General features: G+C 71.7%; 11 protein-coding genes. 8 read left to right on the top strand and 3 right to left on the bottom strand.

The window, feature by feature from the left end; all coding sequences use genetic code 11:
• Window positions 1-21: 21 nt before the first annotated feature.
• Complete coding sequence (locus ACIGZJ_RS31330) at window positions 22-618, bottom strand: GNAT family N-acetyltransferase (protein WP_396460443.1); 597 nt, start codon at window positions 616-618, stop codon at window positions 22-24.
• A 361-nt stretch (window positions 619-979) separates the two neighbouring features.
• Between ACIGZJ_RS31330 and ACIGZJ_RS31325 the strand changes: the two genes are divergently transcribed.
• The 5 genes from ACIGZJ_RS31325 to ACIGZJ_RS31305 all read left to right on the top strand — a co-directional run bounded on the left by ACIGZJ_RS31325 (window position 980) and on the right by ACIGZJ_RS31305 (window position 7,130).
• Window positions 980-2,074 carry a sugar ABC transporter substrate-binding protein gene (locus ACIGZJ_RS31325; RefSeq protein ID WP_396460442.1) on the top strand — a complete coding sequence of 365 codons (1,095 nt, stop codon included), beginning with the start codon at window positions 980-982 and terminating at the stop codon, window positions 2,072-2,074.
• 164 nt (window positions 2,075-2,238) lie between these two features.
• Window positions 2,239-3,027: an ATP-binding cassette domain-containing protein gene (locus ACIGZJ_RS31320; RefSeq protein WP_387944059.1), complete on the top strand. Its 789-nt coding sequence runs from the start codon at window positions 2,239-2,241 to the stop codon at window positions 3,025-3,027.
• Entirely contained in the window at window positions 3,024-4,301 is a 1,278-nt protein-coding gene (locus ACIGZJ_RS31315; protein WP_396460441.1) for a sugar ABC transporter permease, read from the top strand. Before ACIGZJ_RS31320 ends, ACIGZJ_RS31315 begins: the two co-directional genes overlap by 4 nt.
• A gap of 323 nt (window positions 4,302-4,624) precedes the next feature.
• The gene (locus ACIGZJ_RS31310; RefSeq protein WP_396460440.1) at window positions 4,625-6,481 is read left to right on the top strand and encodes a DEAD/DEAH box helicase; all 1,857 of its coding nucleotides are present in this window, start codon (window positions 4,625-4,627) and stop codon (window positions 6,479-6,481) included.
• Window positions 6,471-7,130, top strand: a complete 660-nt coding sequence (locus tag ACIGZJ_RS31305) for a hypothetical protein (protein WP_396460438.1) — start codon at window positions 6,471-6,473, stop codon at window positions 7,128-7,130. Before ACIGZJ_RS31310 ends, ACIGZJ_RS31305 begins: the two co-directional genes overlap by 11 nt.
• Before the next feature lie 95 nt (window positions 7,131-7,225).
• Here the strand turns inward: ACIGZJ_RS31305 and ACIGZJ_RS31300 are convergent, their stop codons facing one another.
• On the bottom strand, window positions 7,226-7,960 hold the full coding sequence (locus ACIGZJ_RS31300; protein WP_396460437.1) for a hypothetical protein: 735 nt from the start codon (window positions 7,958-7,960) through the stop codon (window positions 7,226-7,228).
• 252 nt (window positions 7,961-8,212) lie between these two features.
• On the opposite strand from ACIGZJ_RS31300, the gene pgm reads away from it, so the two are divergent.
• The 3 genes from pgm to ACIGZJ_RS31285 all read left to right on the top strand — a co-directional run bounded on the left by pgm (window position 8,213) and on the right by ACIGZJ_RS31285 (window position 10,797).
• Window positions 8,213-9,859 (top strand): phosphoglucomutase (alpha-D-glucose-1,6-bisphosphate-dependent), encoded by a 1,647-nt coding sequence (gene pgm, locus ACIGZJ_RS31295; RefSeq protein WP_396460436.1) that lies wholly within the window; start codon window positions 8,213-8,215, stop codon window positions 9,857-9,859.
• A 258-nt stretch (window positions 9,860-10,117) separates the two neighbouring features.
• On the top strand, window positions 10,118-10,255 hold the full coding sequence (locus ACIGZJ_RS31290) for a hypothetical protein (RefSeq protein ID WP_396460435.1): 138 nt from the start codon (window positions 10,118-10,120) through the stop codon (window positions 10,253-10,255).
• 125 nt (window positions 10,256-10,380) lie between these two features.
• Window positions 10,381-10,797, top strand: a complete 417-nt coding sequence (locus tag ACIGZJ_RS31285) for a GNAT family N-acetyltransferase (protein ID WP_396460434.1) — start codon at window positions 10,381-10,383, stop codon at window positions 10,795-10,797.
• Between the two features lie 231 nt (window positions 10,798-11,028).
• Here ACIGZJ_RS31285 and ACIGZJ_RS31280 read toward each other — a convergent pair whose 3' ends face one another.
• Window positions 11,029-12,432: an erythromycin esterase family protein gene (locus ACIGZJ_RS31280; protein WP_396460433.1), complete on the bottom strand. Its 1,404-nt coding sequence runs from the start codon at window positions 12,430-12,432 to the stop codon at window positions 11,029-11,031.
• Window positions 12,433-12,636 lie beyond the last annotated feature (204 nt).

The following is a 12,636-nucleotide window of genomic DNA, read 5'->3' as shown; positions in this document are numbered from 1 at the left end:
AGCGCGAGAGCGCCGCCGCCGTTACTGCGCCTGCCCGGCCTGCCCGGTCTGCCCGGCCGGCTGTCCGCCGGTCCACACGTCCGCGGGCCGGTCGGCGCGCCACTCCTCGGCGAGCAGCCCGAGGACCACCTCGTCCTCGAAGGCGCCGCAGACCCAGGCGGAGCGGCGCAGCGTCCCCTCCAGGGCGAAGCCGGCGCGCCTCGCGGCGGCGACCATCGCCAGGTTGTCGGCCAGGGTGTCGACCTGGAGGCGGTTGAGGCCGCGCACGGTGAAGCCGTAGCGGCACAGGACGGTGAGCGCCTCGCCGGCCAGCCCCCGGCCCCGGAAGGCGGGCCGCAGCGCCAGGCCGAGGTGGGCGGTGCGGTTGTGGGTGTCGACGCCCCACAGCAGCGCCTCGCCCGCCAGCTCCCCGGTGGCGGTGTCGACCACGGAGAAGAACGCGACGTCGGCGGGGGCGTCGGCCACCGCGTAGGGGGAGGGCGCCCCCGGCGGGATCGGCAGCCAGGGGCGGGTGTCCGCGCGCGAGCGGGTGGCGATGTCGTTGTACAACTCGGCCTGCAGGACGGGGATGTCCTCGTCGTGGCGGGCGCGCAGCGCGACTCTCTCAGTTTGAAGCATGTGACATTTTATATGGCACCGAAGATCGCCCGGCAAAGGGTTTTCCGCCCCCGCCGTCCTGCCCCGTGCGGGCCGGGCCTAAACCTGATGAAGTGTCATGCTCCAGCAAAGGCAGGGCAGATCGCCGCGTCCGCGCCCCCGCACCGCCATGACTTGCGGCCGAGACCGCCGCCGCCTGCGGGGTTGTCGCCGGGCCCCCGCCGCCCAGACAGCCCCAGGGGCATCATGCGTTCAGGAAGATAACGAAATCGTCCACATTTTGCAGGTCTTGGTTTTACTTATTGACGACAGCTGACGCATCCGGGTTAACTCCTCCCACCCCGCCGCACCGCTGCGGCAACGTCAGGGAGGCACCCCCCACATGAACGCAACGATGCGTCGCGCCCTCATCGGCACCGCCGCGGTCTCGATGGCCCTGTCCATGGCCGCCTGCGGCAAGGCCGGCGGCGACAAGAAGGAGAGCGCGGGCTCCGGGGACACCAAGTCCATCGGCCTGCTGCTTCCGGAGAACGCATCCTCCACCCGCTACGAGTCCTTCGACCGGCCGTTCATCCAGGCCAAGGTCGCCGCGCTCTGCCCCGACTGCAAGGTGCAGTACAGCAACGCCGAGGGCAGCGCCGCCAAGCAGAAGCAGCAGTTCGACACCCTCATCACGCAGGGCGTGAAGGTGATCATCCTGGACGCCTTCGACGCCAAGTCGACCCAGTCCTGGGTCAAGGAGGCCGCCGCCAAGGGCGTCAAGGTCGTCGCCTACGACCGCCTGGCCTCCGGCCCCGTCTCCGCCTACGTCTCCTTCGACAACCAGAAGGTCGGCGAGCTCCAGGGCCAGGCCCTGCTCGACGCGCTCGGCGCCAAGGCCGCCGACGCCAACATCGTCATGATCAACGGCGACGAGGCCGACCCGAACGCCGCCCAGTTCAAGGCCGGCGCGCACAAGGTCCTCGACGGCAAGGTCAAGAAGGTCGTCTACGAGCAGTCCGGTGAGTGGAAGCCCACCGTCGCCGGCCAGAAGACCGGCGCCGCCATCACCCAGCTCGGCAAGGACGGCTTCCAGGCCGTCTACTCCGCCAACGACGGCATGGCCGGCGCGATCATCACCCAGCTCAAGGCCGCGGGCATCACCGTGCCGGTCGGCGGCCAGGACGCCGGCCTCGACGCCGTCCAGCGCATCGTCTCCGGCGACCAGGCCTACAGCATCTACAAGGCCTACAAGCCGCTCGCCGACAGCGCCGCCGAGCTGGCCGTCAACCTCCTGCAGGGCAAGGACGTCAAGGCCGTCGCCACCGCCTCCATCGACAGCGACACCGACAAGGGCGTGCCCGCCAAGCTGCTGGAGCCCAAGGTCGTCACCAAGGCCAACATCAACGACACCGTGATCGCCGACGGCCTCTACAAGGCCGCCGACATCTGCACCGCCGACTACGCCGCCGCCTGCACCGCCGCCGGCATCAAGTAACCGGCACCGAAGCAGCCGGCCCCAGGCACCGCGCCCGGCGCTCCCCCCACCCGGGGAGCGCCGGGCGGAGCCCCGCCCTGCCCCGCCCCCGCCTTGCCCCCGACACCCCTTCACCGCCCGGCCGCGGACCGAACCGTCCGCCGCCCGTCCTACCCCCGCAGGAGATGGTTCACGTGACAGGCGCACCCGTACTGGCGCTGCGCGCGGTCTCCAAGCGCTTCGGCGCCGTCCAGGCCCTGACCGACGTCCACCTGGAGGTCGGCGCCGGAGAGGTCGTCGCCCTCGTCGGCGACAACGGCGCCGGCAAGTCCACCCTCGTCAAGACGATCGCCGGCGTGCACCCCATCGACGAGGGCGTCATCGAGTGGGACGGCCGCCCCGTCCGCCTGACCCGCCCCCAGGACGCCCAGGCCCTCGGCATCGCGACCGTCTACCAGGACCTCGCCCTGTGCGACAACCTCGACGTCGTCGCCAACCTCTTCCTCGGCCGCGAGCTGCGCCGCTTCGGCACCCTCGACGAGGTCGCCATGGAGCGGCGCGCCAAGGAGCTCCTGGACACCCTGTCCATCCGCATCCCCAGCGTGCGAATCCCCATCGCCGCCCTGTCCGGCGGCCAGCGCCAGGTCGTCGCGATCGCCCGCGCCCTGGTCGGCGACCCGCGGATCGTCATCCTCGACGAGCCCACCGCCGCCCTCGGCGTCGAGCAGACCGCCCAGGTCCTCGACCTGGTCGAGCGGCTGCGCGAACGCGGCCTCGGCGTCATCCTCATCAGCCACAACATGGCCGACGTCAAGGCCGTCGCCGACACCGTCGCGGTCCTGCGCCTGGGCCGCAACAACGGCGTCTTCCCCGTCGCCGGCACCACCCACGAGGAGATCGTCTCCGCCATCACCGGCGCCACCGACAACGCCGTCACCCGGCGTCAGGCACGTATCGCGGAGGACGCGAAGTGAGCACCAGCCAGACCACCCCCGCCACCCCCGGCACCCCCGCCCCCGCGGCCCCCGCCGCGGACCCGCGCCTGCTGGTGCGCTCCGGCGGAGTCGCCGGCTACGTCGAGGAGTTCAGCCGCCGGATCAGGAGCGGCGACCTCGGCTCGCTGCCCGTCGTCATCGGCCTGGTCCTGATCGCCGTCATCTTCCAGAGCGTCACCGGCCACTTCCTCCAGGCCGACAACCTCACCAACATCACCAAGTGGATCGCGGGCGCCGGCCTGATCTCGGTGGGCGTCGTCTTCGTCCTGCTGCTGGGCGAGATCGACCTCTCGCTGGGCTCCGTCGCCGGCGTCTGCGCCGCCGTCACCTCCGTCCTCGCGGTACGCCAGGGCCTGCCCGAATGGCTGGCGATCCTCATCGCCCTGGCCACCGCCGTCGCGATGGGCGCCCTGCACGGCTTCTTCTTCGCCCGCATCGGCGTGCCCGCCTTCGTCGTCACCCTGGCCGGCATGCTCGCCTGGAGCGGCCTGCAGGACTACGTCCTCGGCAAGCTCGGCACCGTCAACAACCTCAACGACGGCGTCGTCGCCAACCTGGACACCTACTTCCTCGGCGACGGCGACGTCCTCTACGCCTGGCTGCTCGCGGTCCTGGCCATCGGCCTCTTCCTGGCCGGCCAGCTGCTGGACGCCCGCCGCCGCACCGCCGCCGGCCTGCCCGCCCGCCCGACGGGCGAGATCGCGCTGCGCACCGGCGCCCTCGCCGTCCTGGCCCTGGTCGGCGCCTACACCCTCAACCAGGACAGCGGCCTGCCGCTGCCGCTGGTCGTCCTGCTGGGCGTCGTCGTCCTGACCGACTTCGTCCTGCGCCGCACCTCCTACGGCCGCCAGATCTTCGCCGTCGGCGGCGGCATCGAGGCCGCCCGCCGGGCCGGCATCAACGTCGCCTGGGTGCGCATCTCGGTGTTCATGATCTCCGCCGGCCTGGCCGGCCTGGGCGGCCTGTTCATCGCCTCCCAGCAGGGCTCCGCCGACAAGACCCTCGGCGGCGGCAACGTCCTGATGAGCGCCATCGCCGCCGCCGTCATCGGCGGCACCAGCCTCTTCGGCGGCCGCGGCAAGACCTGGTCGGCGCTGCTCGGCATCCTGGTCATCCAGTCGATCACCACCGGCCTGGACATGGTCCACGCCGCCCAGGCCATCCAGTACATGATCACCGGCGCGGTCCTGCTCGCCGCGGTCGTCCTGGACTCCGTCTCCCGCCGCACCCAGAAGAGCGCCGGCCGCGGCTGACCCCACCCGCCCCCACCGGCCGAGCGCGACGCGGCGGCCTCCACCCCACCGGTGGAGGCCGCCGCGCCGCGTTCACCGCCCGCCTCGGCAGCCGTGAACTCGGGGATCGGTCGCTCGCTCGAAAGTGTGGATCTATCGGCGCGGCGTAGAGGAGCACCGGCACCTCGGCCGAGGATGTTCGAGACCGATCCATCTGGTGACCGTGCAGCGCGGCTTGGCCGCCGCCGGCGCACGGGGATCGCACACCGTGGTCGGCCGGGGGCGGCATCGTCGACGGGCCGACGACACGCTCTCGTTGAAAACTGCTGAAAGGAGCGCGGGTCGTGCCACTGCCAGAGCTGAGGAACTGCCAGCGTGAGGCGTTCGACCAGTACATGGCCGATCGCAAGCGTACGTGGCTGGCCATGCTCACTCCCGGTGCGGGAAAGACCATCTTCGCCTTGGCCGTGGCCTCGAGGCTGAAGGAGATGGGTGTCGTCGACAAGATCTCCGTGTTCGTTCCTTCGGACAACCTGCGGCAGCAGTGGGCCGCGGCTGCGGCTGACTTCGGCCTGGACCTCATTCCGGTCAAGGAGTCGGCCGATTACGAGGACTGGGAGTTCGACGGCTTCGTTGCCACCTACTCGCAGATGGCCGCCGGAGACGGCGCGGAGTGGGCACGGAAGGCGATCACCGCGAACCGCACGATCGTCATCCATGACGAGGTGCACCACCTCGGGGACAAGAAGGCGTGGGGAGCGGGCACCTTCAGTGCCACGGATGGTGCCGAACGCATCCTCATGCTCACCGGCACGCCGTGGCGCTCAGACGACGCCAGAATCCCCTGGTGCACCTACGACCCCATCACCGGCGAGGTCGAGGTCGACGTCGCCTACGAGTACGGTTACGCGGTCGCTGACGGTGTCTGCCGCGCGGCGGAATTCCACTCCTACGACGCCGAGCTGCGGTATCGGGACGTCATGACCGAAGTCACCGTGAGCCTCCGTGACAAGGGCAAAGGCCCGAAGCTGGGCAAGATGTTCGACGTGGTCTTCGATCCGGACCAGCCCTGGACCCCGGGCCTGCTCGCCCGTGCGCATGAACTGCTGATGGAACGCCGCCGGGATGTGCCGGACGCCGGAGGCCTGGTCGTTACCGACCGGCACGAAACGGCCGAGGCCATCGGCAGGATCCTGGAGCGCATCAGCGGCCAGAAGCCCACACTCGTGACCAGCGAGCGGGACGATCCCGTGGAACTGCTCGACGCGTTCCGCCAGGACGGCTCCAGGATGTGGCTCGTGGCGATCCGGATGGTTTCCGAAGGCGTCGACGTTCCGCGCCTGATGGTCGGCTGCTACCTGAGCCGCTGGAAGACCCCGCTCTACTTCCGCCAGTTCGTGGGGAGGTTCGTGAGGGTCCGAAAGGGGTGCGGAACGGAATTCGATGCGCATGTCATCATTCCGGCTGTCTCCGTGTTCATGGAGAACGCTGCCGACATCGAGCAACAGCTTCGAGACTTTTCCATGGCCGTGGACCTGGAGGACGACGAACTCGACGGGCATGGATTCCACGGAGGCGCCCCGGGAGGAGAAACCGCAGCCGTAGAAGGCGCGATGCTGCCTGCGCAGGCCGGGCCCGTCGAGCCGTGCCCTGATACGGCTGCCCGCGGCCCTCTCCACGATGGTGCTGCCCTGATCGGTGACCAGGGCACACTGCCGTTCGAGCAGACCGTCGAGGTGGGGTCCGCCGAGTTCTACCAGTCAGACCGGCGGGGCGTGGGAGTGTCGTCGGCGGTCTACCTGCCAGGGGAGCAACTGTGCCGGGACGGAGGTGTCCCCACAACCTGGACGCGACAGATCCTCTCCGTCCTGGAGTCCAAGGGTGTACTCGCCCAGGCGCTGGGCGTCACAGTGCCCGCCGCGCCACCCGAACCGCCGAAGTTCCGCAAGAAGCAGATGCTTCGCGACGAGGTGAAGAGGCGCGTCTACCGGCTCGCGCAAATGCAGGCGCGGGCGGCAGGTCAGGACACCGCGGAGTACAGGGGCAAGCGGCAGAAGGCCATCAACAGCGAGCTCGCCGAGCGCTTCGACTACCGGGCGCAGTGCTCCATCCCCACCCTGAAAAAGATCGTTCAGTTCCTGACGTCGGCCATTGAGCAGGAGGCCGCCGCCGACCGCAGGAGGACCCGCCATGTCCGATGACAGGCGAGAGAGCGGCCAGCTGGTCGCTTCGCTCGGATCGTCCCTGCGTTCGGGAGCGGCTTCGCTGGGCACTGTGCCCAAACTGCTGGAGGAGCTTCTCGTCAGCGGAGGGTGGCAGGATTTCACCACTCAGCTGGGGGACCATGTCACCTACACCGAAGACGAGTTCGAGGAGTTCATCCGCGCACTTCCCCTCAAGGGTCTGGGGGCCGACCTCGATCTGGTCGAACGGCTCATCCACGAACGGATCGACCTGCTCACCCGCTTCTACGAGCTGACACCGCGAAAGCGGGGAAACCCGCAGTTCGTCGCAATCACGCGTGATACGCGTGATTGCGACGAACCCGACGGGTCATTGGCCGAGGGCAGGAGGAAGGCCGGGAACAATGTCGAGGCCATCGTCAGAAGGCTCGAACGGGAGAGGCCGGATCTCCACGCCATGGTGAAGGCGGGAGAGATCCGTCCGTACTCCGCGGCAGTCCAAGCAGGGTGGCGCAAAGCCCAGACGACCATCCCGCTCCAGGACCCGCAGGGTATCGCGCGCAAGCTTCTCGAAAAGCTCGGCCGGGAGCAGGCCGCCGAGGTCGAGTACGCCTTGGCCTGTCTCCTGCGCGTTGCCCCGTCGCAGGCAGGGGATGGCGACGGCTGACCGTGACCCTGCGACAGCGCACACGAGCCGGCAGCGGTCGACGATCCCCGCCACCGGACGCGTGGGGCCGGGCGGTGTCGGATCGCCGACCACCCCTACGCGGCGGACCCGTCAGGGCCGAGCGCCTGCCGGGCCAGGCGCTCGCGCGCGGCGTGGAGCGAACTGCGCTCTGTGTAGGAGCCGTCGTCATAGCCTTGTGCACTTCGTTCGGTGGCCGCCCGGTCGAGGCGTGCGCTGTAGCGGCTCACTGCGGCCTTCAGCGCCTCGGCGGGCGGCAGGTGGTCCTCTGCCGCCCGCAGTGCGACGAACAGGTCCTTGGTCAGCTGCATCAGGCGGGACAGCTCCTCCCTGACCGTCCCGCTGAGCAGTACGTGGTGCCCTTGCTGCTCGGCACCCCTACGAGCCTGTTCCTCGATTGCCAGGCACAGCGCAGCCCGCTTGCGTTCCAAGGCCCTGAACGTGGTGTTCTCCGGGTTCGCCACAACGGCCTCGGCAGCCTTCACGGCTCGCGCGAGCGGAGCGGAGAACCGAGTCGCAGCCAGGGCCGCAGCCTCCCGCTCCTTGCGTTCGGCCGCCAGCCTCCGCTGCTGAAGACCCGGCCACGACGGGAACTCCTCCCGGCCCGCCAACTGGGCCCGGGTCCGCGGCTGCGCGTTCTCGCTTCGGGTCAGACGCTCATCCCAGTCCCCGTGCAGGGTGAAGCTGTAGGAGCGGCACCCCCGCGAACCCCACTCTCCGAAACCGTGGCGCCCGTGTGCCCACCGCTGATCGTCGAGCCGGGCAATCGGCTCGCCGCAATGGCGGCACAGCTCGCCCCCCTCCACCGTCATTCGACACTCCCCACAGTCCAACCGGTATATACCGCAGCCAATCTACGGGGCCGGCCGGATCCCCGGCCCTACCGGGGATCCGGCGGTGGCCTTCAGGCCTGCAGCCTCGCCGCCGGCCTGCCCCCCGGAGGGCTGCTGCGTCGCGAGGCCCGCGTCGAACCCGCGGTCGCGTTCTGGTTACGATCTGCGAGCACGCGCAGGGGCCGGCGGACCGCGGGGACGGGCCGCGGCAGCGAGAACGGTGGAGGACCAATGGCACACGCACGGGCCGGGCAGCCGGCGCAGCCCGACGATCTGGTGGACGTGGCACGGCTGGTGACGGCCTACTACACGCTGCACCCGGACCCGCAGGAGCCGGGCCAGCGGGTGGCGTTCGGCACCTCCGGCCACCGCGGCTCCTCCCTGGACTCCGCGTTCAACGAGGACCACATCGCCGCCACCACCCAGGCGATCTGCGAGTACCGCGCCGCCCAGGGCATCGGCGGCCCGCTGTTCCTGGGTGCCGACACCCACGCCCTGTCCGAGCCCGCCAAGGCCACCGCGGTGGAGGTGCTGGCCGCCAACGGCGTCACCGTGCTGCTCGACGCCGCCGACGGCTACACCCCGACCCCGGCGGTCTCCCACGCGATCCTCGCCCACAACCGCCGCAACCCGCAGGCCCCCGCCGACGGCATCGTGGTGACCCCCTCCCACAACCCGCCGCGCGACGGCGGCTTCAAGTACAACCCGCCCAACGGCGGCCCGGCCGGCTCCGAGGCCACCGGCTGGATCCAGGACCGCGCCAACGCCCTCATCCGCGAAGGCCTGCGCGGCGTGCGGCGGGTGCCCTACGCCCGCGCCCTGGCCGCCCCCACCACCGGGCGCCACGACTACCTCACCGCCTACGTCGAGGACCTGCCCTCCGTCCTGGACCTCGACGCCGTGCGCAGCGCGGGCCTGCGCATCGGCGCGGACCCGCTGGGCGGCGCGTCGGTCGCCTACTGGGGCCGGATCGCCGAGACCCACCGCCTCGACCTGACCGTGGTCAACCCGCAGACCGACCCCACCTGGCGCTTCATGACGCTGGACTGGGACGGGCGGATCCGCATGGACTGCTCCTCGCCCGCCGCGATGGCCTCCCTCATCGGGCGCCGCGACCAGTACGCGATCGCCACCGGCAACGACGCCGACGCCGACCGCCACGGCATCGTCACCCCGGACGGGGGGCTGATGAACCCCAACCACTACCTCGCCGTCGCCGTCGACTACCTCTACCGCCACCGCGACCAGTGGCCCGCCGACGCGGCCGTCGGCAAGACCCTGGTGTCCTCCTCGATGCTCGACCGCGTCGCCGCCGACCTCAAGCGCGAACTGCTGGAGGTCCCGGTCGGCTTCAAGTGGTTCGTCGACGGCCTGCTCGACGGCTCGATCGCCTTCGGCGGCGAGGAGTCGGCCGGCGCCTCCTTCCTGCGCCGCGACGGCGGGGTGTGGACCACCGACAAGGACGGCATCCTGCTGGCCCTGCTCGCCTCCGAGATCACCGCCGTCACCGGCCGCACCCCCAGCCAGTACTACCGGGACCTCACCGAGCGCTTCGGCACCCCCGCCTACGCCCGCGTCGACGCCCCCGCCGACCGCGAGCAGAAGGCCCTGCTCGCCCGGCTGTCCCCGCAGCAGGTCCGCGCCGACGAACTCGCCGGCGAGCCCGTCACCGCCGTCCTGACCGAGGCCCCCGGCAACGGCGCCGCGATCGGCGGCATCAAGGTCTGCACCGCCAACGCCTGGTTCGCCGCCCGCCCCTCCGGCACCGAGGACGTCTACAAGATCTACGCCGAGTCCTTCCACGGCCCCGACCACCTCGCCCGCGTCCAGGACGAGGCCCGCCAACTGGTCGGCGAGGTCCTCACCGGCACGGCCTGACCCCCGCCCGGCCGTCCCCGGTCCCGTCCGGGGGCGGCCGGCGCGCGGAGCCCTGGCGCCGACGTCTCAACCTGGGGCCGCCCTCCCGTCCCAAAGCGCTGGTCAGCGCCGTGGGACGGGCCGGGCCGGCAAGTTGACGCGGCAACCCGATTGCCTCCCCCCGGGCGCCCCGGTGATGCTGGGTTGCGCGCCACCAAGATCATCGGCCCGTGCGGGCAGGCGTCTCAGCGACCGCACCGCACCCAGGGGGAACCCCGCATGACCGCCCTCCCGCACCCGGCCCTCCCGTGCCGCGCCCTCCCGCGGCCCTGCTCCCCGGCCCCCGCGCCCGCCGCGCCCGCGCCGGACACCGCACCCGACGGCGTGGACTCCTGCTGGGACGTACGGGGCGACTAGGGTCTCCCTTTTCGGATCGCGTCGGAGCGGTGGGCGGCGGTGGACCGAACAGAGAGACCGGGGCCGGAAGGGCTCCAGTGAGGGAACCCGGTGCCCTCCGTGCCGAGACCTGTCAGGATCCCCGCATGGAGATCCGCCGCGTCACCCGCGTCGAGGCCGTCAAGGACGCCGGGCACTTGTTCGACTCGCTTCCTCGGCCGGGGGCGACCGAGCGGTTCCTCGCGGACGAGCGCCATCACCTCCTGATCGCCTACGTGGACGGCGTCCCGGCGGGGATGGTCACCGGAGTCGAGATGACACACCCGGACAAGGGCACCGAGATGTTCCTGTACGAGCTGGGCGTGGACGAGTCGTTCCGTGGGTGCGGTGTCGGCCGGGCCCTGACGTCGGCGCTTGCAGACCTGGCGCGCGAACGCGACTGCTACGGCATGTGGGTGATCACGGACGAGGACAACGCGGCGGCACTGGCGACGTACGGCCGCGCCGGGGGCGCACCGGAAGACGGGCAGGTGGTGCTCGTCTGGACTTTCGACCCGGCATAGATCCGCAGGGCGCAGCCGCGCGCCGCGTCAGGCGGTCGTGCCGCGCGCCGCCCGGGTCCTGCGCTCAGCGCGCATCCCCCGCCGACCTGTGCGGTCGGCGGAACGCGTACGCCTCCGTGGGATCGGTGACCGGGTCCGGGGCCCTGGGCCTGACCGGGCCGGCGTAGCCCTCCTGCGGCGACGTCACCGCCCGCAGCCTCTAGAACGTGTCTCCCGCCGCCCGGCGCCGGGTCAGAGTCCGACGGCCTCGCGGACCTGGTGCAGGTGGACCAGGACGTCGTAGGCCCGGCCGACGGCGAGGGTCGGCAGCGGGTCGCTCCTGAAGCTGGAGCCGGCCTCGTAGACGGGGCGGGGGGTGTCGAGCCAGGTGCGGCCCGCGGCCGGCAGGGTGCGCAGGTCGAGGTAGAAGTCGCGGTGGCGGACCCGGTCCAGGGTGTACTCCTGCATGTCGGGCGTGGCCGCGGGGACGGTGACCTTGTTCCAGGCGCTGCCGAGGCTGGTCGCGGTGAGGAAGGACCCCTGGTTGAAGGTGAAGCCGACGGCGGTGTAGCCCCGGCCGAGGGCGTTGCGCAGGTAGGCGCCCTGCGTGGTCGGGTACATCACGGGGTCGCTGGACAGGTAGCCCACATGGCCGTTGTGCGCCGACAGCAGCATCCGGTCGCCGGTGCGCTGCTGCCACCAGACGGTGTTCGCGGCCATGGCCTGGTCGCGCAGGTGCTCCGCGGCGGAGACCGACTCCGGGTCGGAGAGGTCGAGGGAGGCGAAGGCGAAGGTCTGGGCGATGTTGCGGGCGTGCTGCTCGGCCCACTCGTAGGCGTCGCCGCCGGCGCCCTTGTTCGCGGTGACCAGGTCGAGCGCCTGCTGGGCGAGGACGGCGTTGCGGCGCCGCTCGGCCACGGGCTTGCCCAGGTAGGCGAAGACGTCGTCGAGGGGGCGCAGGCCCGCGTACAGCTCCTCCAGGCGCGCGAGGTCCCGGGGGTGGGTCGCGCGGACGTGGGAGGCGACCTTGTCGAAGACGGCGTCGCCGAGCCTGGGCGCCCCGATGTCGTTGCCCATGAAGTGGACGCCCCGCCCGGGGTGGCGGTCGTTGTACTGCCGCATCCAGGTGATGAGGCTGACGAACTCCTCGCGTTCCCAAGGGGATCCGGCGAGCGTCTCCTCGGCCACCCGGCGGGCGTCGCCGGCGCCGCCCTGGACGTACTCGTCGATCCGCAGGCCGGCCGTCCAGCTCATCTCCAGGGCGAAGGTGGTGAAGCCCTTCTCCTCGACGAGGTAGCGGAAGACGCGCTCCTTCATGGCGAAGAACTCGTGCGAGCCGTGGGTGGCCTCGCCGAGGCCGACCACCCGGGCGTCGGCGACCATCGCGCCCAGCGGCCGGAGGTCGGTGGTGCGGCCGCCGGGCTCCGTCGAGCGCAGCGGGTAGGCGGCGCGTTCCAACGCACGTATCGCGGCGGCCTGCCGGCCGTCGACCGCCGTGGCGCCGTCGACCGCCGTGGCGCCGGGGGCTGCGGACCCGGAGCCCGCTCCGGCGGCGGGCGCGGCGGCGGCCGCCGGGGCGAGCAGGGCGGTGGCGACGAGCGCCGTCGTCACGGCGAGCAGCCCCCGTCGGCCGATCGGCTTCGTGTGGGTGGTCATGCTGGTCACTCCTCGGTTCGGTGTTCCGCAGGCGGTGGAATGATCATGACCCGGATCGCGCCGGGTGGCCCTGGGGCCCGCCTCCGACCTGACCGGGGGAAAACCCCCGGTCAGGGCCGGGGGCGGGGCCCCCCCCCCCCCCCCCCCGGGGGCCCCCCCCCCCCCCCCCCCCCCCCCCCCCCCCCGCCCGCGCGCCCCCCCCAA

The sequence above is a fragment of the Kitasatospora sp. NPDC052868 genome, from assembly GCF_044547105.1.
Taxonomy (GTDB): Bacteria; Actinomycetota; Actinomycetes; order Streptomycetales; family Streptomycetaceae; genus Kitasatospora.
This window is presented reverse-complemented; position numbering and strand designations above follow the sequence as displayed.